The 22,738-nt window shown below is 68.0% G+C and carries 22 protein-coding genes; 10 read left to right on the top strand and 12 right to left on the bottom strand.

Going from position 1 to position 22,738, the window contains the following annotated elements; translation table 11 throughout:
- Positions 1 to 21: 21 nt before the first annotated feature.
- Positions 22 to 1,062 (bottom strand): serine hydrolase domain-containing protein, encoded by a 1,041-nt coding sequence (locus tag CAL26_RS23030; RefSeq protein ID WP_094849012.1) that lies wholly within the window; start codon positions 1,060 to 1,062, stop codon positions 22 to 24.
- A gap of 43 nt (positions 1,063 to 1,105) precedes the next feature.
- Positions 1,106 to 2,362 carry a pyridoxal-phosphate-dependent aminotransferase family protein gene (locus tag CAL26_RS23025; protein ID WP_094849011.1) on the bottom strand — a complete coding sequence of 419 codons (1,257 nt, stop codon included), beginning with the start codon at positions 2,360 to 2,362 and terminating at the stop codon, positions 1,106 to 1,108.
- A gap of 250 nt (positions 2,363 to 2,612) precedes the next feature.
- Here CAL26_RS23025 and CAL26_RS23020 point away from each other — a divergent pair, with 250 nt between their 5' ends.
- Positions 2,613 to 3,059, top strand: a complete 447-nt coding sequence (locus CAL26_RS23020) for an SRPBCC family protein (RefSeq protein WP_094849010.1) — start codon at positions 2,613 to 2,615, stop codon at positions 3,057 to 3,059.
- 4 nt (positions 3,060 to 3,063) lie between these two features.
- On the opposite strand, the gene CAL26_RS23015 is transcribed toward CAL26_RS23020, so the two are convergent.
- Together CAL26_RS23015 and CAL26_RS23010 are read right to left on the bottom strand one after the other, a co-directional pair.
- Positions 3,064 to 3,948: a YihY/virulence factor BrkB family protein gene (locus CAL26_RS23015; RefSeq protein ID WP_094849009.1), complete on the bottom strand. Its 885-nt coding sequence runs from the start codon at positions 3,946 to 3,948 to the stop codon at positions 3,064 to 3,066.
- Between the two features lie 58 nt (positions 3,949 to 4,006).
- A complete protein-coding gene (locus CAL26_RS23010; RefSeq protein ID WP_094849008.1) occupies positions 4,007 to 4,735 on the bottom strand; it encodes an IclR family transcriptional regulator in 729 nt (242 codons plus the stop codon).
- 143 nt (positions 4,736 to 4,878) lie between these two features.
- Here CAL26_RS23010 and CAL26_RS23005 point away from each other — a divergent pair, with 143 nt between their 5' ends.
- The 7 genes from CAL26_RS23005 to CAL26_RS22975 all read left to right on the top strand — a co-directional run bounded on the left by CAL26_RS23005 (position 4,879) and on the right by CAL26_RS22975 (position 12,149).
- A complete protein-coding gene (locus CAL26_RS23005; protein ID WP_179283460.1) occupies positions 4,879 to 5,706 on the top strand; it encodes an enoyl-CoA hydratase/isomerase family protein in 828 nt (275 codons plus the stop codon).
- Between the two features lie 65 nt (positions 5,707 to 5,771).
- Positions 5,772 to 6,755 carry a Bug family tripartite tricarboxylate transporter substrate binding protein gene (locus CAL26_RS23000; protein ID WP_094849006.1) on the top strand — a complete coding sequence of 328 codons (984 nt, stop codon included), beginning with the start codon at positions 5,772 to 5,774 and terminating at the stop codon, positions 6,753 to 6,755.
- A 52-nt stretch (positions 6,756 to 6,807) separates the two neighbouring features.
- Complete coding sequence (locus CAL26_RS22995) at positions 6,808 to 7,815, top strand: Bug family tripartite tricarboxylate transporter substrate binding protein (protein ID WP_179283459.1); 1,008 nt, start codon at positions 6,808 to 6,810, stop codon at positions 7,813 to 7,815.
- A 72-nt stretch (positions 7,816 to 7,887) separates the two neighbouring features.
- Entirely contained in the window at positions 7,888 to 9,087 is a 1,200-nt protein-coding gene (locus CAL26_RS22990; protein WP_094850041.1) for a CaiB/BaiF CoA transferase family protein, read from the top strand.
- A gap of 73 nt (positions 9,088 to 9,160) precedes the next feature.
- Positions 9,161 to 10,012: a citryl-CoA lyase gene (locus CAL26_RS22985; RefSeq protein WP_094849004.1), complete on the top strand. Its 852-nt coding sequence runs from the start codon at positions 9,161 to 9,163 to the stop codon at positions 10,010 to 10,012.
- A 36-nt stretch (positions 10,013 to 10,048) separates the two neighbouring features.
- Positions 10,049 to 11,155 (top strand): mandelate racemase/muconate lactonizing enzyme family protein, encoded by a 1,107-nt coding sequence (locus tag CAL26_RS22980; RefSeq protein ID WP_094849003.1) that lies wholly within the window; start codon positions 10,049 to 10,051, stop codon positions 11,153 to 11,155.
- A 64-nt stretch (positions 11,156 to 11,219) separates the two neighbouring features.
- Positions 11,220 to 12,149: an SMP-30/gluconolactonase/LRE family protein gene (locus CAL26_RS22975; RefSeq protein ID WP_094849002.1), complete on the top strand. Its 930-nt coding sequence runs from the start codon at positions 11,220 to 11,222 to the stop codon at positions 12,147 to 12,149.
- Between the two features lie 48 nt (positions 12,150 to 12,197).
- On the opposite strand, the gene CAL26_RS22970 is transcribed toward CAL26_RS22975, so the two are convergent.
- The 7 genes from CAL26_RS22970 to CAL26_RS22940 form a co-directional block, all read right to left on the bottom strand.
- Complete coding sequence (locus tag CAL26_RS22970) at positions 12,198 to 12,872, bottom strand: amino acid ABC transporter permease (RefSeq protein WP_094849001.1); 675 nt, start codon at positions 12,870 to 12,872, stop codon at positions 12,198 to 12,200.
- Positions 12,873 to 12,946: 74 nt separating this feature from the next.
- A complete protein-coding gene (locus CAL26_RS22965) occupies positions 12,947 to 13,624 on the bottom strand; it encodes an amino acid ABC transporter permease (RefSeq protein WP_179283458.1) in 678 nt (225 codons plus the stop codon).
- Between the two features lie 60 nt (positions 13,625 to 13,684).
- The gene (locus CAL26_RS22960) at positions 13,685 to 14,455 is read right to left on the bottom strand and encodes an amino acid ABC transporter ATP-binding protein (protein ID WP_094849000.1); all 771 of its coding nucleotides are present in this window, start codon (positions 14,453 to 14,455) and stop codon (positions 13,685 to 13,687) included.
- A 1-nt stretch (position 14,456) separates the two neighbouring features.
- A complete protein-coding gene (locus tag CAL26_RS22955) occupies positions 14,457 to 15,308 on the bottom strand; it encodes a transporter substrate-binding domain-containing protein (protein ID WP_094848999.1) in 852 nt (283 codons plus the stop codon).
- 106 nt (positions 15,309 to 15,414) lie between these two features.
- Positions 15,415 to 16,923, bottom strand: coding sequence for a dihydropyrimidinase (gene hydA, locus CAL26_RS22950; protein WP_256988570.1), 1,509 nt, complete (start codon positions 16,921 to 16,923; stop codon positions 15,415 to 15,417).
- Positions 16,920 to 17,843, bottom strand: a complete 924-nt coding sequence (locus CAL26_RS22945) for a dihydrodipicolinate synthase family protein (protein ID WP_086066921.1) — start codon at positions 17,841 to 17,843, stop codon at positions 16,920 to 16,922. Before CAL26_RS22945 ends, hydA begins: the two co-directional genes overlap by 4 nt.
- Before the next feature lie 114 nt (positions 17,844 to 17,957).
- Complete coding sequence (locus CAL26_RS22940; RefSeq protein WP_094848997.1) at positions 17,958 to 18,881, bottom strand: LysR substrate-binding domain-containing protein; 924 nt, start codon at positions 18,879 to 18,881, stop codon at positions 17,958 to 17,960.
- 148 nt (positions 18,882 to 19,029) lie between these two features.
- Between CAL26_RS22940 and CAL26_RS22935 the strand changes: the two genes are divergently transcribed.
- On the top strand, positions 19,030 to 19,710 hold the full coding sequence (locus tag CAL26_RS22935) for an aspartate/glutamate racemase family protein (protein ID WP_094848996.1): 681 nt from the start codon (positions 19,030 to 19,032) through the stop codon (positions 19,708 to 19,710).
- Between the two features lie 2 nt (positions 19,711 to 19,712).
- Positions 19,713 to 21,119 carry an FAD-binding oxidoreductase gene (locus tag CAL26_RS22930; RefSeq protein ID WP_094848995.1) on the top strand — a complete coding sequence of 469 codons (1,407 nt, stop codon included), beginning with the start codon at positions 19,713 to 19,715 and terminating at the stop codon, positions 21,117 to 21,119.
- Here CAL26_RS22930 and CAL26_RS22925 read toward each other — a convergent pair.
- Positions 21,067 to 22,683, bottom strand: a complete 1,617-nt coding sequence (locus CAL26_RS22925) for an amidase (protein WP_256988569.1) — start codon at positions 22,681 to 22,683, stop codon at positions 21,067 to 21,069. The genes CAL26_RS22930 and CAL26_RS22925 overlap by 53 nt on opposite strands.
- Positions 22,684 to 22,738 lie beyond the last annotated feature (55 nt).

Here is a 22,738-nt window from a genome sequence, read left to right as displayed (position 1 = left end):
CCGGATGAGGGGGCAACTTGTTTACTTGATGACCTGGAACAGGCGGGTGAAGACCTCGTTCGCGCGGGTCTTGTCGAGCCACCGCATCACCGCGACCATGCCGTGCTCTTTTTCCATCCAGACGAACGAACTGCCCGCGCCGATCTGGAAGCGGCTCGATGCCGGCAGCTCGGGGAATATCTTGGGCGCTTCGTTCAGCCAGATGAGATAACCGTAGTTGTGCGCGAGCGCGCACGGCGTGTACATCTGCGCCAGCCAATCCTTGGACAGCACTTGCTTGCCGTTGGCCTGGCCGCCATTGAGCATCATATTGCCGATGAGGGCCTGGTCGCGCGCGCTGATCGACATGCCGCCGCCCCAGTGCGAACCGCCGGTGACGGACTGCATGCGCTGGCCGTTGATCTCGACCCAGGCGTTGTCGTAGCCGACCCAGCGCCAGTTGGTCGACGCGCCGATGGGCGTCATGATGAATTCGCGGAAAACCTCGGGCAGCGGGCGCTCGAACAGATACATCAGCGCGCGCGCGAGCTGGTTGACGCGGATATCGTTGTATTCCCAATAGGTGCCGGGTTCCTGCAAGGGGCGGGCGTCGCCCTTGCTGCCGGCGGCGGGGGCGCCGAAAGTGGCCGTGCTGTAGCGGTCGGCTTGGTCGGGAATGTCCCAGAGCGTGCCTTCCCATTCGCTGGTCTGCTGCAGCATCTGGCGCCAGGTGATCTTGGCGTTGTTGCCCTCGTCGAAGCCGATGCCGGGTAGGCGTTCACCGATGCGAGCATCGACGTCGGGCAGCAGTCCCTGGTCGTACGCCACCCCGGCCACCAGGGCGATGTAGGTCTTGACCACGCTGTAGGTGAGGTCGGCGCGGTCCGGTTCGCCCCAGGCCGCCACTTCCTTGCCATCCAGCAGGATGACCCCGGATGCCGGACCGCGCGCATGAAGCGGACCGAACAAGCGGTTCAACGGCGGACGCTCTTTCAGATGGACGCCGAAGTTGTCAGTCACCTCGCGGTCCCAGCTGGATTCGCCCGCCTGAGCCAAAGCGATGACTTCGTCGAAATTCTTCATGTATTCACCTGATGCAAATTTGTGTGCGGGCCGCGGTCGGCGATTACGCCGCGCCTGGGGTGGCGGCGGCTTGCCGGTATCCCGGCGCGGCGTGGCTGCCGAGATACGCCATTATTGCCTCGACGCCACTGCCGGCCAGTGGTACCCCGGTCTGCCGCAGGCCCATCTCGACCCCGGCGACCATGGCGACGAGGGTAAGGTCATTGCTGTCGCCCAGGTGGCCCATGCGGAATACGCGCCCCTTCACCTTGCCCAGGCCGGTGCCCAGGGAAAGATCGAAACGCTCGTGGATGAGGCGGCGCAGCGCGTCGGCATCGACGCCAGCCGGCACGATGACGCCGGTCAGCACGGACGAATAACATTGTTCGTCCGCGCACAGGATAGGCAGGCCCCACGCCACGACGGCGCTGCGCACCGCCGCCGCCCAGCGATCATGACGTGCGAACACATTGGGCAAGCCCTCGGCGCGCAGCATATCCAGCGATTCGGACAGGCCATACAGCAGGTTGGTATTGGGCGTATACGGCCAGTAGCCGTCCGCGTTCATGGCGAGGATCTCGCCCCAGGCCCAGAATGATCGGGGGAAGCCGGCGGTCTTGCTGGCCTCGATGGCGCGTGGCGAGAGGGCATTGAAGCTCATTCCGGGCGGCAGCATCAGGCCCTTCTGCGATCCGCTGATGGTGACGTCCACGCCCCATTCGTCATGGCGGTAGTCGATGCTGCCGAGGCCCGAGATGCTGTCCACCATGAGCAGCGCGGGATGGCCGGCCGCGTCGATGGCCCGGCGGACCGCGGCGATATCGGAGGTGGCGCCGGTCGAGGTTTCGTTGTGCACCACGCACACCGCCTTGATCTTGCGGGCGGTGTCCTGGCGCAGGCGGCGTTCGATGGCATCGGCCTGCACGCCGTGGCGCCATCCGGGGGCGTTGGGAAGGTACTCGTCCTTGCCTTCCCACGACAGGACTTCGGCGTTCAATCCGAGCCGGTCGGCCATCGCTTTCCACAAGGCCGCGAAGTGGCCGGTCTCGAACATGATGACGTCGTCGCCGGGACTCAGGGTGTTGGTCAGCGCGGCTTCCCATGCGCCGGTGCCCGAGGCGGGGTAGATGATGACAGGCGAGCGCGTCTGGAAAACGTCCTTGATCTTGTCGAGGACATCGCGGCCCAACGCGCCGAATTCGGGGCCGCGATGATCGATGGTGGGCAGGCTGATCGCGCGCAGGATGCGATCCGGCACGGGGCTGGGACCCGGGATCTGTAGAAAATGGCGACCGGTCGGATGAAAATCGAGCTGCAACATGGGGCGGACTCTGGGACGGTGAGCGGGCAGGCGACGCGGCCGGAGTCCGGAAAGAGCACCTGCCCGAGCACAAAGCACCGCCGCCTATTTTGCATTTTGAATGCAAAATGGCTTCAAGGCATAGAGGGCGTTTTCCCTAATGCTGCAGTGCGGCAATTCGGTTTGCCGAACGATTCTTTCCCCGGATGTCGATAATGCAGGTCCTGCATCGTCGTACAGGTACATCCACTCTGCTGCGAGGCAAACCACCATGGCTACCGGAACCGTCAAACTTCATCGTGTCCTGAAAGCGCCCGCCGAACGCGTCTACCGGGCGTTTCTCGAGCCGGACGCGATCGCGAAATGGATCGCGCCTTTCGGTTTTACCTGCCAGGTGCATCACATGGATCCCAAGGTAGGTGGGACGTACCGGATGTCGTTCCGGAACTTCGGCACGGGCGCGGCCCATTCCTTCGGCGGGGAATACCTGGAGCTGGTGCCCAATGAAAAAATCCGCTATTCCGACCAGTTCGACGATCCCAACCTGCCCGGCAAGATGCAGGCGACGATCACGCTGAAACAGGTGGTCTGCGGAACGGAGCTGAACATCCTGCAGGAAGGCCTTCCGGAAGTGATCCCGGTGGAGATGTGCTACCTGGGCTGGCAGGAGTCGCTGGCGCAACTGGCCCAACTGGTCGAGCCCGAGATTCAGGGCTGACCATTCAGGGTCGACCGGCAACCGCCGCCTGCGGCGCCGCGCCCCGGCGCGAGCCATGTTCGTTGGCGTAGACCCAGGTGAATTCCGCGCCCAGCAGGAAGACCTGGGCCGCGTAATACACCCAGATGAGCACGACGACCAGCGAGCCCGCCGCCGCATAGGACGACGCCACCGACGCCTTGCCGACGTAGAGACCGATCAGGAATTTGCCGATCTCGAACAGGACGGCGGTGACGAAAGCCCCGGTCCATACGTCGCGCCAGGCGACCGACGCCCGGGGCATGAAACGGTAGATCATCGCGAACAGGACGGTCATGATGGCCAGGGCCACCACGATGTTGATGGCCTGCAGCATGATCTCCCAGCCCGGCATCATGCCCGAGGCCCAGCTGCCCATCGCGGCCAGCACGGCGCTGACGATCAGCGACACCATCAGCAGGAAGGCCAGCGCCAGTACCAGGCCCAGCGACAGCAGCCGGGCGCGGATGGTGTTCCAGATGCCGGATTGCTTCTCCGCCGCGGGGACTTCCCAGATGCGGTCCAGGGCGCTTTGCAATTCGGCGAACACCGTCGTGGAGCCGACCAGCAGGACGACCACGCTCGCGATGGTGGCGAAGATGCCTTGCGCGGGCGCCTGCGCGCCCTGCACCACGCTTTCCACTGCTTTCGCGCCGTCGGCGCCGACCAGCGCGTTGATCTGCTCGAACAGTTGGCCCTGCACCGCCTCGCGGCCCCAGAAGAACCCCGCCACCGCGATCACGATGATGACCAGCGGCGCCAGCGAGAACACCGTATAGAAGGCGATGGCCGCGCCCATGCTGGGCGCGTAATCGTCCAGCCAGGCATTGACGGCCTTCTTCGACAGGCCGAAGAACTGTTTGATGTGCATCGCAGGCTCCCCCTAGGATCGCGGGAGCCCTGCAAATGCTGTGCCGCCGGGCTCCAGGTCAGGCTGGTGGCGGGTACTCCCCGCCCAACACGGCGGTCAGTTTGCGCGCGCCCTGGACGACGGGCTTTTCGTAGGCGGGGTCGAAGCGGTCCGCGGGCATGGTCAGCGTGAACGCGCCCAGGAATTCGCCGTCCGGATTGAAGACGGGCGCGGCGATGCCGGCGATTTCCGGAATGCGGTCGCCGACGAGCACCACCACCTGGTCGCGACGGATGCGGGCGTACATAGGGCCTGTGGCGCCCGAATAGGCGGTGATGACGCGGCCGCCGGCACCGCGGTCCAGGGGCAGCAGGTCGCCCGGGCGGATGTGGTCGCGCACGGGACGTGGGGAATCGACGCGGTGCAGGCAGAGGCGGCGATCGCCCTGCCGGACGTGGAAGGCGGCGCTTTCCTTGGTCTGGGCGACCAGCTCGCGCAGCGCGGGCATGATGACCGATTCCAGCGAGAACGACGCGGCGTAGATCTGGTGCAGGCGGACGATGCCCGCGCCCAGGGCATAGCGGCCGTCCGGCTGGCGCCGGATGAGGTGGGCGTGTTCCAGCGACGCGAGCAGGCGCAGGACGGTGCTTTTATGCATTTCCGTCAGGGCGGAGATGTCCGCCAGGCTGAGCAGAGGCGTGGCGGCGGAGAAGACCCCCAGCACGGAGAGCGCGCGATCGACAGCGGCGACACCGCCTTCGGCGGCGTTGCGGTCGGCAATGGAGGGGATGGCGGATTTACGCGGCATGGATTCGGGCTGACGGATACGGGGATGCGGAACGCGGGAATGCGAAAACGCGAAGGGGCGGGAGTGCGTAACGGCCACGCGAATTGACATCCGCGGCGGACCCGTACATCATAGATAGAACGATATTCTATCTAATGAAACTCATGGAGACAAGACCCGCGGCGTCGCCGGATGGCGCGTCGGCCGGCGTTCCCGCCGACCCTGACGGCATGGCGAATCCTGCGTCGCCGGCGGCGACGGCGCCCAACGCGGACCCCATCATCGTCGAACGCCATCCAGGCTGGGCCGTCGTCCGCATCGCGCGCACCGCCCGGCGCAATGCGCTGGATCGCCGCGCGCGCATCGCGCTGCTGCGCGCTTTCGACAGCCTGCAGGGCCAGGCCCGCTGCATCGTCTTGACCGGCACCGATGGCAGCTTCTGCGCGGGGCTCGATCTGAAGGAGCGCGCCGGCGAGCTGGCGGCGGGCCAGCGGGATACCTCGGGCGACGAGTGGATCGCCGTCAACATGGCGATACGCCGACACCCCGCGGTGTTCATCGCCGCCGTCAACGGCATGGCGCTGGGCGGCGGGATGACGCTGGTGAACTCCTGCGATCTGGCCCTGGCCGCCGAAGACGCCTGGCTGGGCTGCCCGGAGCTGGCCTCGTCGGCCTACGCCGGCGCGGCCGGGCCGACCGGCATGCTGTCCTGGCCGCGCAAGCGGGTCGCATGGATGCTGTTGACCGCCGAGCGTATCGACGCGCATACCGCCGAACGCTGGGGCGTGGTCAATGAAGTGGTGGCGGCCGACGGGCTGCTCGCGCGGGCGCGCGAACTCGCCACGCGTATCGCCGGGTTCGACGTCGCCGCGCTGGAAGAAACCAAGAAGTCGCTGGACCATGTGCCCGCCCAGGTTGCCGATTGGGAAGGCGCGATGCGTTATGGCCAGAGCGTGAACGCGGCCATACGCGCGCGCCGCGCGAACGAATAGTCGATGTCCACGGCCGCGTTGCGGCCATCCCGTTTTCACAAACAAAGCGTTATCGAGGAGACAACATGAACCCACACCGCCGCACCCTGCTGGCCGGCATGGCGGCCGCGCCGCTGCTGTCGCTGCCGGCGATCGCCCGCGCGCAAGGCAAGTATCCCTCCGGTCCGGTCACGCTGATCGTGCCGTTCCCGCCGGGCGGCGGTACCGATGCGTCGTCGCGCACCATCGCGCAGGCCATCACGCAGCTGACCGGCTGGAACATCGTCGTGGAAAACCGTCCCGGCGCCGGCGGCAATATCGGCCTGGGCCTGCTGTCCCACGCCAACGCGGACGGCATGACCATCGGCATGGGGCAGACGTCCAATCTGGCCATCAACCCCTCGCTCTACAAGAACATGCCGTATGACGCGCGCAAGGACTTCGCGCCCATCGCGCTGGTGTCCGGCCAGCCCATGATCCTGGTGGTGCGTGAAGGCTCGCCGATCAGCACGCTGAAGAGCCTGGTCGACGCGGCCAAGGCCAATCCCGGCAAGCTCAACATGGCGTCCGCCGGCATCGGCACCGTCGGCCACCTGGCCGGCGAGATGTTCGCCATCCAGGCGGGGATCAAGATATTCCACGTGCCGTATCCCGGCGCGGCGCGCGCGCTGGCGGACCTGGCGGGCGGCCAGGTGGACCTGTATTTCGGTACGCCGGCCAGCGTGCTGCCCCTGATGCAGTCGGGCAAGCTGCACGCGGTGGCGGTCACCTCGCTCAAGCGGCTGCCGGTAGCCAAGGACGTGCCGACGATCGCCGAACAGGGCTATCCCGGCTTCGAGGCCGAGGACTGGAAAGCGCTGGTGGCCCCGCGCGGCACGCCGGCCTCGATCGTCGACAGCCTGAACCGCGCGACGAACGACGCGCTGAAGCAGCCCCTGACGCAGCAGCGCTTCGCGGCCGAAGGCAGCGTGACGCTGGGCGGCAGCGTGGCCGATGCATCGAAGTTCATGGCCAGCGAATACGACCGCTGGGGCAAGGCGGTGCGCGATTCCGGCACGAAGATGGAATAAGGCCGCGCGCGGCCATCACGGTTTGAATCCACGAATAAAGCAAGGAGACGAGATGAAACAAACCACGCCCGGCGGGAAGTCAGCCTGGACCAGAACCTGGACGACCCGCCTGTGCGGCGCACTGCTCGCATTCTGCGTGGCGGGCGCGGCGACGGCCGCGGACGACTATCCCAGCCATCCCATCAATATCATCGTGCCCTTCAGCGTGGGTGGGTCGACGGACCTGGTGGCCCGCCTGGAAGCCAAGGCCCTGGGCCAGGCGCTGAATACCTCCGTGGTGGTGGAAAACCGCACGGGCGGTGGCGGCGTGATCGGCTGGGGCGGCGCGGCGCGCTCGGCGCCGGACGGCTACACGCTGCTGACGCAGGAGATGTCCTATGCCATCGCGGCCAGCCTGATCAAGAGCCTGCCCTACGATCCGAACAAGGCCTTCACCAACATCACGACCCTGGTCCAGGTGCCGCACGTGCTGGTGGTGCATCCCTCCGTTCCGGCCAAGACCGTGCAGGAGTTCATCGCGCTGGTCAAGGCGCATCCCGACAAGTACTTCTTCGGTTCGGGCGGGGTGGGCACCAATACGCACCTGGGCGGCGAGCTGTTCAATAGCCTGGCGGGCGTGAAGATGTCGCACATTCCCTTCCGCGGCGCGGGCGCGGCCCTGCAGGACCTGCTGGCCGGCCGCGTGCAGGCGATGATCACGTCGGTGCCGACCGCGCTGGCGCAGATCCGTGCCGGCAAGCTGCGCGCGCTGATGGTGGCCAGCGACCATCGCATCGAGGCGCTGCCTGATGTGCCGGACGCCAAGGAGTCCGGCCTGCCCGGCATGAACATGCAGTTCTGGGTGGGTTTCGCCGCGCCGTCGGGCACGCCCAAGCCGGTCATCGACAAGCTGAATGCGGCCATGGTGAAGTCGCTGCAAAGCCCCGACATGCAAGCGCAGCTGCGCGAGCTGGCGCTGGAGCCCGTGGGCAGCACGCCGGAACAGGCGGCCACGCTGGTCCGCGACGAAATCGCGCGCTGGCATGCCGTGATGGAGAAGGCCGGCATCAAGCCGGAGTAGCGAGTGAAGCAAGGCGCGGGGCCGCATCGCTGGGACGTGGACCGCCGCCGCCGTATCGAAGAGGAACCCTACATGTCCAAACCCCTGGCAGGCATACGCGTGCTGGATCTGACCAACGTGCTGGCCGGACCGTTCTGCTGTCACCAACTGGCCCACATGGGCGCCGACGTCATCAAGGTGGAAACGCCGGGCAGCGGCGACCTGGCGCGCCAGCTGGGCGCCGATCCCGAGCTGAACAAGGCTCATATGGGCGTGTCCTTCCTGGCCCAGAATGCCGGCAAGCGGTCGATATCCGTGAACCTCAAGCATGCCGAAGGCAAGCAGGTTTTCCTGCGGCTGGTGCGCGAAGCCGACGTGCTGGTGGAGAACTTCCGCCCGGGGGTGATGAAGCGCTTGGGACTGGGCTTCGACGTGCTGCGCGAGCACCGGTCGGACCTGGTGTACTGCGCGATCTCCGGCTTCGGCCAGGACGGCCCCTTGAAGGACTATCCGGCCTACGACCAGATCATCCAGGGCATGTCCGGCGTGATGAGCATTACCGGCGATCCAGAGACCGCGCCGTACCGGGTGGGCTATCCCATCGCCGACACCATAGGCGGGATGACGGCCGCCTTCGCCGTCACGGCGGCGCTGGCGGAAAAGCCGCGCACGCAGGCGCGTTTCATCGACGTGTCCATGCTGGAAGCGACGATGGCGACCATGGGTTGGGCGGTATCGAACTTCCTGGTGGCGGGGCGCACGCCCGGCCCCATGGGCAATGAGAACATCACCGCCAGTCCTTCCGGCACGTTCCAGACGGGCGAGGGACTGCTGAACATCGCCGCCAACAAGCAGGAACAGTTCGAGGCGCTGTGCCGCGTGGTGGGGCGCGAGGATCTGATCGCCCATCCCGATTACGCCGAACGCCATGCGCGGCTGCGCAACCGCTTCGCGCTCAAGGCGGAACTGGAGTCCGCCCTGAGCACGCGCGGCGCGCAGGAATGGTGGCCGCTGCTGACGCAGGCGGGCGTGCCGTCGGGGCCGGTCTATACGGTGGAACAGGCGCTGGCGCATCCGCAGATCAGCGAACGCGGCATGGTGGCGCACTTCCCGAACGTGCCCGGCGTCGGCCGCGACGTGCGCCTGGTGCGGACCGGTTTCAAGCTGGACGGCGCCGCGCCCGCCGTGGACCACCCGCCGCCCATGCTGGGGCAGCACAGCGACGAGTTGCTGGCCGAGCTCGGCTATGGGGCCGACGATATCCGCCGGCTCAGGGACGGGGGCGCCATATAAAGGCGGCGCCGGCGTCGGGGTGGCTGCGGCGTGCCGCGCCAGGAACGGAAACAACCATAGGGCAGGATGCGATATGAGCGCAGGTGAATTGAAGGACGACGGGCTGGAAAGCCGCAAGTGGTGGCATACGGAAATCACCGATATGCAGCCGGGCGTGATCCGCTATCACGGTTATGCCATCGAGGACCTGATCGGTAACGTGGGCTTCGCGCAGATGGCGTGGCTGATGCTGCGCGGCGAACTGCCCACGCCCGGACAGGGCCGCTTGCTGGACGCGGCACTGATGGCCGGCGTGGACCATGGTCCGCAGGCGCCCAGCATCGCCATCGCGCGCATGGCGGCGACCTGCGGCGTGGGGCTGAACAACGCCATGGCGTCGGCGGTCAATGTGCTGGGCGACGTGCATGGCGGCGCCGGCGAACAGGCGGTCGAACTGTACCAGGACGTGGCGACGCGCATGCGCGGCGGCCAGGCGCGTGACGCCGCGGTGGGCGCCGCGCTCGATACCTATATCGAGAATTACGGGAAGTTCGTATCGGGCTTCGGCCATCGTTTCCACCCGATCGATCCGCGCGCGCCGCGCCTGCTGGCGCTGGTCGACCAGGCCGCCCAGGCGGGCGAGGTCAGCGGCGAATACGCGGACATCGCGCGCGCCATCGAAGCCGAACTGGCGGCGCGCAAGGGCAAGACCATCCCGATGAACATCGACGGCGCCACCGCGGTGATCTATGCGGAACTGGGTTTCCCCGCCCCCTTGGCGCGCGGCTTGTTCTGCCTGTCGCGCTCGGTGGGCATTCTGGCGCATGCCTGGGAGCAGACGCGCCAGGGCGGGCGCAACAAGGGGCCGATCCCACGGCAGTACATTCCCCTGTACGAAGGCCACCCGCCGCGCCCGGTGCCGACGGAGGCCTTGCGGGAGCGCTAGGCCCGACGCGGCGTGCCGCCGATTCCTGGAGCAGCAATGCGAATAGAACGTATCGAAGCCATTCCCCTGCGCATGCCGCTGCCGCGGCCCCTGAAGGCCGCGACGGCCTTCATCACGCACCGCTGCACGGTGCTGACGCGCGTCTACACGGACCAGGGCATCGTCGGGGAGTGCTTCGGCAACAACGAGGACACCGGCCAGGCGGAGATCCTGCGCCTGATCCGCGACGAGCTGGCGCCGGTCCTGATCGGGCGCGACGCGTTCCTGGTCGAGGCCTGCTGGGAAGCCATGCAGCCGGCCACGCGCGACATCCTGCGCGATCGCCGCATGGCGATACGCGCCATCGCCTGCGTCGACGCGGCCTTGTGGGACGCCGTGGGCAAGGCGCTCGACGTGCCCTTGCACCGGATGTGGGGCGGCTATGCCGATGACGTGGCGGCGTATGCCATGGGTGGCTACTACCGCGCCGAAGACGACCTGGCCGGCGTCGCGCGTGAAATGGAATCGTTGCGCGAGCAGAGTTTCGCGGGCTGCAAGCTGAAGGTGGGCGCGCTGTCGCCGCAGGCCGACGCGGAACGCGTGCGCGCGGCCCGCGATGGCGCCGGCCCCGGCTTCAAGCTGATGCCGGATCCCAACCAGGGCTGGAACTACGAACAGGCGTTGACGTTCGCGCGACTGGTCGAGCCGCTGGACATCTTCTGGCTGGAGGAACCCTGCCACTGGGCCAACGACCGCCAGGACCTGGCGCGCCTGCGCCGCACCGTGCCGGTACCCATCTGCGCCGGCCAGAGCGAAATCAGCGTGGCGGGCTGCCGAGAGCTGATGGCGGCGGGCGCCATCGACATCTGCAACTACGATCCCAGCTGGGGCGGCGGGCCGACCGCCTGGCGCAAGGTGGCGTCGCTGGCGCAGGCCTACGGCGTGGGCGTGCTGTCGCACCTGGAACCGCAGGTGGGCGCGATGCTGGCGGCGTCCGTGCCGAACGGCGTGGGGGTGGAAGTGATGCAGCCGAACCGCGACCCGCTGTATCACGCGCTGGTCGCCAATCGCCCCGCCATCGCCGATGGGCGCCTGCGGCTGCCCGACGGCCCCGGTTGGGGCCTGGAACTGGATCGCGACGTGGAAAAGCGGCTATCGGCGTGATGCCATGGGAACGTCCGGTGCGCCGGGCGAACCCAGTCACCGACCTGGCCCTGGAGCAATACCTATGTGGAACATGACTTTTACCCCACCGGTGGTGATCGAAGCCCGCGCGCTGACGCGGCTGCCCGAGCGCTTCCGGCAACCGCGAGAGAACGGCTGGGCGTCGGCCAACAAGCCAGGCCATCGCATCGATGGATTCCTGGAAGGCCCGGCCTTCGATCGCGACGGCAATCTGTACGTCACGGACATCCCCTACGGACGCATCTTCCGCATCAGCCCCGCGCTGGAGTGGGAACTGGTAGCCGAATACGATGGGTGGCCCAACGGCATCGCCATCCATGCCGACGGGACGCTGTGGATCGCCGACTACCGTCGCGGCATCCTGCGCCTGGATCCTCGTACCGGCGCCATCGATACCCCGTTGGGGCACCGCAATTCGGAGGGCTTCAAGGGGCCCAACGACCTGACCTTCGACGCGGCGGGCAATCTGTATTTCACCGACCAGGGCCAGACCGGGCTGCATGATCCCAGCGGACGGGTCTATCGGCTGGCGCCGTCAGGGCGGCTGGACCGCCTGCTGGACAACGTGCCCAGCCCCAACGGCATCGCCCTGGATCGCAACGAAGCCTTCCTGTACACCGCGGTGACGCGCGGCAATTCGGTGTGGCGCGGGCCGCTGCTGGCCGACGGTACGCTGTCCAAGGTCGGCGCCTTCCGGACGTTCTTCGGCACCAGCGGGCCGGACGGACTGGCGGTCGACGCGGACAATCGCCTGGTGGTGGCCCACGCCAGTCTGGGCGGCGCGTTTCTGGTGGAGCCGAATGGCGACGTGACGCACTTCATCCGCAGTCCCATGGGCGGGACGGTCACCAACATTGCGTATCGCCCGGGCACGTCGCGGCTGGTGATGACGGAATCGGCCAGCGGGACCGTGCTGGAGGCGGATTTGCCCGCGCCGGGGGTGGCATTGTTTTCGCATGCCACCGGACGCTGAATCGCCCGGCCCAGCCTGGTCGGGCCAGACAGGCGGCCTCGCCAGCATTCAGCGCGCGCCCAGGTGCCGATGTTCCAGCCGGCTCAGCAAGCGCACGACCGGCCACAGCAGCACCAGATAGAACAGCGCGGCCAGCACGATGGGCGATGGGTTGTAGACCAGCGACTGTGCGTCGCGCGCGACGCGCAGCAGCTCCGGCAAGGCCACGGCGCTGGCCAGCGTGGTCAGCTTGACCACTTCCAGCGTATTGCTGATCAGGTCGGGCATGACGTTGCGCGCGGCCTGCGGAATCTGTACGTACCACAGCGTTTGCGCGGCGCTCAGGCCCGTGGACCTGGCGGCCTCGACCTGGCCGCGCGGCACGCTTTCCAGGCCGGCACGGAAGACCTCGCCGTAGTAGGACGAGTTGTTCAGCATGAATCCGATGGCCACCGCCAGCAGCTTGGGCAGGTCCAGGCCCAGGAAGGGCGCGCCGAAGTAGATGAAAATCAGCAATACCAGCGGCGGCAGGGCGCGGAAGAAATCGATGTAGACGGCCAGCAGGAAGCGCGTCCAACGCCGCTTCAGCGTGATGGACAGCACGCCGATCGCCAGCCCGGATGCCAGGCCCACCGGAATGACGATGGCCGACAACAGCAGCGTGCGGCCCAGGCCCACCAACAGGTAGGGCGCGACGCTGATGTAGATGTCCAGGTTGAAGAAGTTCTGCAGTAGTTGGTCCATGGTCTATGGCATGCCTGTCTTGGTGCCGCGTGGGCGATGGCGATACGCGTAAGGGGGGCGCGGGATTCCCGGATTCAGCTCTTCCAGCGGAACCGCGTTTCGACCCAGCGTCCCAGCAGCACGACGGGGATGAAGATGGCCAGGCAGGCGATGGCGCCCAGGGTCAGCGGGGTGGCGTTGCCGGCGTTGCTGCTGGCCGACTGTGCGTTGTTCAGGACTTCGCTCAAGCCCACCACCGATCCCAGCGCGGTGCTCTTGGTGATGGCGATCAGCCGGTTGGTCAACGGCGCCACGGTCAGCCGGGTCGCCTGCGGCATGACGACGTGGAGCATGGTCTGCATCCAGCCCAGGCCGGTGGCGCGCGCGGCTTCGGCCTGGCCGCGCGGCACCGACAGGATGCCCGCCCAGAAGATTTCTTCCGCGAAGGCGGCCAGCACCAGCGTCAGCGAAAGCCAGGTCGCGGTGAAGGCCGACATGGCCAGGTTGATGTACGGGAAGGCGAAGAACAGCACCATGATCACCACCAGCGGCGGCAGGGCGCGCAGGATATCGGCGAAGCAGATGATCGCGACGTTCAGCGCGCGCAGGTGCAGGGCGCGCAGCACGGCCAGGACGAAGCCCAGCGCGAGCCCGCTGACGGCGACGGCCACGCCCAGCTGCAGCGTGACCCACATGCCGGCCAGGATGTCGGGCAGGTAGCGCCACGCGACGTCGGCGTTGAAAAAGGAAAAGGCGAAGGCTTTCAGGTCCATGGCGGCGGGCTCGTGGCGGCTCCTGGCGGGATTGGGCGGGGGGCGGAAGGAACCGGGCGCTCAGGCCGCCTGGCTGTCCGCCGCGCCGGCGCCGTGGTCGGACAGGTGCGCCAGGAAGCTGCGCGTGCGCGGATGCGTGGGCGCGCCGAAGACCTGTTCCGGCGGACCTTGTTCGACGATCACGCCGCCGTCCATGAAGACCACCCGGTCGGCGGCGGCGCGCGCGAACGCCATCTCGTGGCTGACCACGACCATGGTCATGCCGTCGCGCTTCAGCTCGCGCATGACGTTCAGCACGCCGCCGACCAGTTCGGGATCCAGCGCGCTGGTGGGTTCGTCGAACAGCACGATTTTCGGCCGCAGCGCCAGCGCCCGCGCGATGCCGACGCGCTGCTGCTGGCCGCCTGACAACTGGTCCGGATAGGCGTCGCCGCGATCGGCCATGCCCACGCGCCGCAGCGCTTCCAGGCCGCGCTCGTCGGCCTGCGCGCGGCTAAGCTTCTGCACCTTGCGCAGGGCGAGCGTGACGTTGCCCAGCGCGGTCATGTGGCGGTACAGATTGAAGTGCTGGAACACCATGCCGATGTTCTGCCGGATGCGGTTCAGGTCGGCGCCATGCGCGGTGATGACGTCGCCGTCCACCACGATCTGGCCGGACGTGGCCGATTCCAGCTGGTTGCAGCACCGCAGCAGGCTGCTCTTGCCGGACCCGGAAGGCCCGATGATGAAGACCAGCTCGCCGCGCCGCACATCCAGGTCGACGCCCTTCAGGACCGCATTCTGTCCGTAGGACTTGTGTAGCCCCACCAGACGCAAGATAGGACGTTCCATATCAGCACTGCAGCTTCACGGGGGTCGGGTCGTAGCCTTCCAGGCCGGGCACGCCCTGGCCTACGCCTACAGTGGCGGCGGCGGAGCCTTCCGCCGGCTTGAAGCCGAACCACTTCTGCGCCAGCGCCGATACGGTGCCATTCTGCTTCAGGCATTTGAGCGCGGTGGAAATCCTGTCGCGGCCGGCCTTGTCGTCCTTGCGGAAGGCCAGCGCCCACACCAGGCCGGTCTGGATGGTGTAGGTGGCCTTCACGGCCGGGTTCTGCTTGGCCGCCCAGGCGGTGACCGTATTGCCGGCCAGGTTGGCATCGGCGCGGCCGGATTGCACGGCCTGCACCGCGTCGGCGTTGCTCGCGTAGACGTCGTACTTGAAGCCGTACTTCTCGGCGTTGTCGTGGGCCCAGCTTTCATACGCCGAACCCTTGTTCACCGCGATGGTCTTGCCCTTCAGGTCCTGCAGGCCGGTGATGTCGGGCTTGGACTTGGCCACCAGGAAGGTGTAGTCGGTGTTCAGATAGCCTTCCGAGAACAGCAGCGACTTGGCGCGTTCCGGCGTGGCCGTCGTTGGCGCCAGCACGAAATCGTATTTCTTGGCGTTGAGCCCCGGGATCAGCGCCGAGTACTCCGTGCCTTCGATATTGACGGTGGTGCCCAGCTGCTTGGCCAGCGCTTCGCCCAGGTCGATGTTGAACCCCTGCAGGCCGCCCCCCAGCTTCGGCATGGCATGTGGAGCGAAGGTCGCGTCCACGCCGGTGACCAGGGGCTGGGCGCTCCAGGCCGTGCCGCAGCAGGCGGCGGCGAGCAGGAAGCCGGCCATGCGGATGGCGGTCGTCGGGAAGGCGGTGCGTGTCATGGTTCGGTCCTTGAAAAAGGCGGCCTGGCTGGCAGGTCGTAAGGGCAAGTAGTGGGGCAGGTCGTAGGGGCGTCTCGTATGGTTGTGTGTGAAAACCCGGGCGCTCTCAGGCGTCTTGGGAGAAAAACTTGCGCATGATGCTGTTGGGATTGCCATTCAGGCGCTGGCGCAGCACGGGTTCAGGCGTGCCGCGCTTCAGGAACTGGCCGCTGCCGCGTTCGACGCGCAGGTCGCCGTCCCGCACCACGACGCGGCCGCGGCTGGTGACGATCTCCGGCCAGCCGCGCACCGTGCGGCCTTCGTAAGGCGTGTAGCCCACCTGGTCGTGCAGCATGCCGGCGCTGATGCGCACTTCCCGTTCGGGGTTCCATATCGCGACGTCGGCGTCGGCGCCCACCGCGATCGTGCCCTTGCGCGGATGCAGGCCGTAGGTGCGGGCATGGTTGGTGGACGTCACGGCCACGAAGCGTTCTATCGTCATGCGGCCCGTCAGCACGCCTTCGGAAAACAGCAGCGGCATGCGCAACTCCAGCCCCGGCACGCCGTTGGCCATGTCCTTGAAGGTGGTCTGGTCGCCCTTGGGCAGCTTGCCGCTGGCGTCGAAGCGGTAGGGCGCGTGGTCGGACGAATACATCTGCAGGGTGCCGTCCAGCAGGCCGTCCCATACCGCCTGCTGCGAGGCCGCGTCACGCGGCGGCGGGCTGCAGCAATACTTGGCGCCTTCCAGGCCGTCGCGATCCAGGTCGTCCTGCGTCAGGAACAGGTACTGCGGGCAGCTTTCCGCCAGGATGGGCAGGCCCAGCGACTGCGAGGAATGGATCACCCGCACCGCCTCCAGGCCGGCCACGTGCACGATCAGCAGCGGCACGTCCATCAACCGCGCCAGCGCGACGGCGCGGTGGGTCGCTTCGCTTTCCGCGATGGGGTCGTGCGCCACGGCGTGGTACTTGGGCGCGGTCATGCCGCGCTCCACCAGCCGGCGGGCGATCCAGCGGATCATGTCGTTGTTTTCGGCATGCACCATCACCAGCGCGCCTTCGCGGTCCGCGACTTCCAGCACGTCCAGCAGCTGGTAATCGTCCAGCTTCAGGCGGTCATAGGTCATGTAGACCTTGAACGAGCTGACGCCATCGCGGATCAATTGCGGCAGGTCGTGCCTGAGCGCCTGCTCCGTGGGATCCGACAGGATCAGGTGAAAGCCGTAGTCGATGACGGCCTTTTCCGCCGCGCGGCGGTGATAGTCGGCGACGACTTCCGGTATGGCGTTGCCGCGATGCTGCGCGGCGAAGGGGATGATGGTCGTGGTGCCGCCGAAGGCCGCCGACACCGTGGCGCTGTAGAAGTCGTCGGCGCACATGACGCCCATGCCCGACAGCTGCTCGACGTGGCAGTGGCTGTCGATGCCGCCGGGCAGCACCCAGCGGCCGCTGGCGTCGATGTCCTCGCGGCCGGGCGCCAGGTTTTGCGCGACGGCGGCGATGACGCCGTTGCGTATGCCGATGTCGGCATGGAAGGTATCGGACGCCGTGCTGATGCGGCCATTGCGTATGGTCAGATCGAATTCGCCGGACGCGGCCATGGGGCTGATTCCTTGTTCGGGATGCGGGGTGTTCATGCGATGCGCTGCGCGCCGGCGACATCCAGCGACAAGCCGACGCGGCGGACGGTGGCTTCCAGTTCCGTGGCGGTGACCGGGTCCATGCGCATGCCGGGCGATCGCAGGGCGTTGCTGCGGATGGCGCCGCGACGCTGGTAGATGTACTTGCGCAGCGCCAGCCCGATCTTGGGCTGGAATTCGTAGCGTATCAGGGGGCAGTAGCGGTCGAAGATCGCGGCGGCGCCGGCGGCGTCGCCCGCCGCGTGCCTGTCGTAGATCGCGGCCAGGATTTCGGGGAAGGCGAAGCCGGTCATCGTTCCCGCCGCGCCGCGTTGCAGTTCTTCCAGGAAATACACGCCGCCCAGGCCGCCGAAGATCTTCATCGGCGCGTCGCCGCACAGCTCGCGGATGCGCGTGATCTTCTGGCCGACCGGCGGTTCTTCCATCTTGATCGCGTGCACGCCGCCTTCGCGCGCCAGCCGCGCCACGAGTTCGGGACGGATCTCGGTGCCGAAGGAGTCGGGAAAGTCGTGGATGACGACCGGGATGCTGACGGCCTGCGCGACCGCCTTGTAGTAATCGAACAGCACGGCGTCGCTGGCGTTGTCCAGCGGCGCGGCGAATACCGCGGCGGCGCCCAGTTCCTGGGCCTCGCGCGCCTGTTCGATGGCGCCGGCGATGCCCAGGCCGCGCACGCCCACCCATACCGGCACGCGGCCGTTCGCATGGTCGACGAAGGTCTTCAGCACCAGCCGGCGTTCGGCCGAGGACAGCTTATGCAGTTCGCCCAGGAAGCCGAGCACCGCCAGGCCCTTGATGCCGGTGGGCAGCAGGAAATCCACCAGGCTGCGTATGCTGTCGGTGTCGACCTGCAAGGCATCGTCGAACGGCGTCGGGCAGATGGTGAAAACGCCGTGGGCGTCGGGGGCGGCGGTCATTTCGTCTCCAGGTCGGTCGGACGCCCGGCAAGCCGCGCCGGGCATGGATGACCATCCTAAAGGCAGTCCCGCAGAACTCCACTTGTTTTTTTATTGGCGACCTATAACACGCCGTTAATTTCGGGTTTGCCCGGATGCCATCTCGAAACCCTGGTTCCGCATGGTCTTGCGCAGGGTATCCACGAAGTCCTGCGCCAGCTGGGACAGGGGCTCGAAGCGCGATTGCAGCAAGCTGGCCGTCAGGACCTTGGACTGGGCGATGGGCCGCACCACGAATTCGCCGGACGTGCGGCTGCGCACGGAGAACTCGTCGACGATGGCGATGCCGGCGCCGGCCTGTACCAGGGAGCAGGCGTTCTGCGGCGAGCTGACTTCCACCGCCAGCCGCCGCGGCTCCCCGGCTTCCTGGTACATCTGTTCGACCAGGGCACCGAAGGGCGTATCGACGCCATAGGAGATCAGCGGGTAGGGCAGCAGATCCTGGATGGTCAGCATGGACCGGTGCGCCAGCGGATGGTTGTAGGGGCAGATGCAGACCAGCCGCGCTTCGCCGATGGGCTGGGCGACCAGGTTGGGATGCTGGGCGGGCAGGATCACCACGCCGATCTCCGCGCGGTTGTCCAGCAGCATCTGGGTCAGCGGCCGGAAGGACAGCGCCTGGAAGGTCACCTTGACGTCCTCGTGCTCGGCCCGGAAGGCCGAAATCGCCAGGGGGATCAGCATGTGGCCGATGCTGGGGCTGGACACCACGTGCAGGATCCCGGTCCGGCGCTCGGCCAGTTCGCCGGCGAGCTCGCCCACGCGGCGCACGCCGGCGTAGACGTTTTCCACCTCGCGGAACAGCTGTCGCGCTTCCGGCGTGGGGTAGAGGCGCCCCTTGATGCGCTCGAACAGGCTGAATCCCAGGCGCTGCTCGGTATGCGCCAGCAGGCGGCTGACGGCCGGCTGGGACACGAACAGCAGCTTGGCCGCGCCGCTGATCGAGCCGGTGGTCATGACGGCGCGGAATACTTCGATCTGCCTGAGATTGAGCAACATTGCGTTAGGGGTCGAGGGAAGGACGGCGGCGCCGCGCGCCATAACAACATGTTAAGCGGGGCCGACAAAATGACATTGCAGCCTGCCGCCGGCCCGCTGCTAGACTCGCCCAGGTATCCCCAGCCAGCTCTGTCGCGCAAGGAAAGCCATGGAACGGACGCTGTACGTCATCAACCCGAATTCTACCCAGGCGGTCACCGATGCTTTCGATGCCGGCCTGCAAGCCCTGCGCGTGCCCGGCGGGCCGCGCATCGAATGCCTGACGCTGCGCGAAGGCCCGGCCGGGATCCAGACGCAGCTGGACGTCGAAAGCGTCACCCTGCCGCTGGTGCGGCTGGTGCAGGGGCTGGACCGCGAGCACGGCGACGCGGCGGCCGGTTACGTCATTGCCTGCTTCAGCGATCCGGGCCTGCACGCGGTGCGGGAAGCGACCGCCAAGCCGGTGCTGGGCATCAGCGAATGCGGCGTCCTGACGGCGATGACGCAGGGCCAGCGGGTGGGCGTCATCGCGATCCTGCGGCAATCGATCCCGCGCCACGGACGCATGTTCGGCGCCATGGGCGTCGCCGGCCGCATCGCGGCGGAACTGCCGCTGGGCCTGGGCGTGGTGGAACTGGCGGACGCCGACCGCACGCGCGCGCGGTTGGCGGATGTGGGACGGCAGCTGCGCGACACGCACCAGGCCGACGTCATCGTGCTCGGCTGCGCCGGCATGGCGGCGTATCGCGAGTGGCTGCAGGCGGAAATCGGGCTGCCGGTGGTCGAACCGACCCAGGCCGCGGCGGGCATGGCGATCGCGCGCATCCTGCTGGGTTCCGCGGCGCGCTAGGCATGGATAGCGAACTGATCCGCCGCCTGGCCCACGTGGTGGGCGACGACGGCCTGGTGCTGGACGAAGCGGCACAGGCGCCCTACGTGGAAGACTGGCTGCGCAAATGGCGCGGCCGCACGCCGGTGGTCGTCAGGCCGCGCAATACGACCGAGGTCGCCGCCGTCATGCGCCTATGCCGCCAGAGCGGCACGCCGGTCGTGCCGCAGGGCGGCAATACGGGCATGAGCGGGGGCGCGGCGCCGGACGATAGCGGCGCGCAGGTCATCCTCAGCCTGAACCGCATGAAGCGCATCCGCGAAGTGGACACGGTCAACAATACGATCACCGTCGACGCCGGCGTGCTGCTGGCCGACGTGCAGAACGCCGCGCGCGACGCGGGACGCCACTTTCCGCTGAGCCTGGGCGCCGAAGGCAGCTGCACGATAGGCGGCAACCTGGCCACCAACGCCGGCGGCACGGCGGTCCTGCGCTATGGCAACACGCGCGACCTGGCGCTTGGGCTGGAAGTGGTGCTGCCGGACGGCCGCGTGTGGAGCGGCCTGCGCGGGCTGCGCAAGGACAACACCGGCTACGACCTGCGCGGGCTGTTCATCGGCTCGGAAGGGACGCTGGGCATCATCACCGGCGCGGTGCTCAAGCTCTATCCGCGCCCGCAAGGACGCGTGACGGCCTGGGTGGGCGCGGAATCCTGCGATGCCGTGGTGTCGCTGTTGACGCGGCTGCAGGCGCGCTGCGGCGAACGCCTGACGGCCTTCGAGATGATGTCCGCGTATTGCGTGGGATTGGTTTCCCGGCATGTCAGCGGCGCGGCCTGTCCCCTTGCGGGCGAGCATGCCTGCCATGCCCTGATCGAACTGTCGGACGCGGCGCCCGAAGGACTGGCGGAACTGCTGGAGCAGTCGCTGGCGGGGCCGCTCGAAGAAGGCCTCATCGCCGACGCGGCGATCGCGGCGAACGAGTCCCAGGCCAAGGCCATGTGGCGCCTGCGCGAAGGCATTTCGCAGGCGCAGGTGCGGGCCGGCAAGGCGGTCAAGCACGACATCGCCTTGCCGATCTCGCGCCTGTCGGCCTTCATCAAGGAGGCCGATGCCGCGGTGGCGCGCGAATTCCCGGGCCTGCCCATCGTGAACTTCGGACACGTGGGGGATGGGAACCTGCATTACAACGTGCTGCTGCCGCTGGACGTTCCGCATGAGGAATACGTCCATCTGACGGCGGGCCTGAACCGCTGCGTGCACGATCTGGTCGTGCAGCGCGGCGGCAGCATCAGCGCCGAGCATGGCGTCGGCCAACTGCGGCGCGACGAGCTGCGGCGCTACAAGTCCACGGTCGAAATGGACTTGATGCTGATGATCAAGCGCGCGCTGGACCCGGATCAGCTGATGAATCCGGGAAAGCTGCTCTAGCACCGTCCGCCCGGAAACCGCGCGCCTGCTCGAAGGCATGCGCCAGGCGTAGCAGGCCGGCCTCGCCATGCGGCGCGCCCATGAACGAAAGTCCGATCGGCACGCCGGCGCGGGCCATGCCGGCCGGGACACTGATTTCCGGCAGGCCGGCGGCGCTGGCGACGTAAAGGCCGGCGTATGCGTTGCCGGGGTGGACCACGTAGTCCGGATCCGGGCGGTCGTAGCGCGGCGAGGCGGGGCAGGACAGCGTGGGGAACAGCAGGGCGTCCAGCCTGCCGTCCTGAAAGCATTGCACGATCGCGGCGCGATAGGCGGCCAGTGCGTCTTCGGACCGCGCCCGCTGCGCGGCGGTCCGCGTGCGCGCTTGGTCGAGCGCGCGCCGCATGCCGGCCAGGGTGCGGGGATTGACCTCGCGGTCGGGGTGCGCGGCGGACCAGGCTTGCGCCGCCGCCACCAGGCGCGCCATATCGCGCGGCCCGCCGCCGACGCCGGCCGCCAGGTAGGCATCCAGCTGCGCGGGCCATTCGGCCTCGGCCAGCGGGGCGAGCAGGCCGGGATAGAGGGTGTGCAGGTAGGCGGATCCGGCCGCGGTCGCCGCGCCCGGAAGGCTTGCGTCGGGCCGCGCGTCCAGCGCGTCGGCAGGCGGCGCGGGCAGTGCAAGCGGCACCAGGGTGGCGCCCAGTTCGCGCAGCATCGCCTGCGCGTCTTGCAGGACGGCGCGCACTTCGTCGTCCTGTCCGGGGTAGTCGACCAGCACGCCTATGCGGACGTCGCGCGCCGCATCGATGCCGGCGCGCAGGGCTGCTGTGCAGCCGCCGTCGCCGTCGCCGGCGCCCGGCCGGGCGTCCGCCATGACGTCCAGCAGCATCGCCGCGTCCCGCACGCCGCGGGTCATCGGGCCCACGGTGTCGAAGGACAAGGCCAGCGGCAGCACGCCGTCCAGCGGCACCAGGCCGTGCGTCGGCCGCAGGCCGACCAGCCCCGTCACGCAGGCGGGCGCGCGCACGGAGCCGAAGCTGTCCGTGCCCAGCGCGGCCGGCGCGAAGCCCGCCGCGACCGCCGCCGCGCTGCCGCTGCTCGACCCTGCCGCATTGCGTCCCAGGTTCCAGGGATTCAAGGTCAGGCCGGCCAGCGAGCTATAGCCGTAGCGCCCGTTGGAACACGCCATTTCCGACATATTGGCCTTGCCGAGGACCACGGCGCCGGCCTCGCGCAGGCGGCGCACGACTTCGGCGTCACGGGCGGGCCGGTGATCCAGCAGCGCCGCGCAGCCGGCCGTGGTGGGCAGGCCCGACACGTCGATGTTGTCCTTGACCACGATGGGCAGGCCATGCAGCGCGCCGCGCACGTGGCCGGCGGCGCGCTCGCGGTCGCGCCGCAGCGCCTGCTCGCGCGCGTCCGGCAGCAGCGCCGTCAAGGCATTGACGCCGGCGCCCTGCTTGTCGTGCGCGGCGATGCGCGCCAGAAAGGCGTCGACCAGTTGGACCGACGTGATGGCGCCGGCGTCCATCGCCGCGCTCAGCTGGCAGAGATCCTGGCCGGCAAGATCCGGTAGTTCGTTCACGAGCGTTCACCGTTCGTTGGCGCCGCCGGCCGTGCGGGCCAGGACGGCGGTCGTT

Source organism: Bordetella genomosp. 9 (genome assembly GCF_002261425.1).
Lineage (GTDB): Bacteria > Pseudomonadota > Gammaproteobacteria > Burkholderiales > Burkholderiaceae_B > Bordetella_C.
The sequence above is the reverse complement of the archived record's forward strand: the minus strand, read 5'-3'. Positions and strand labels throughout refer to the sequence as shown.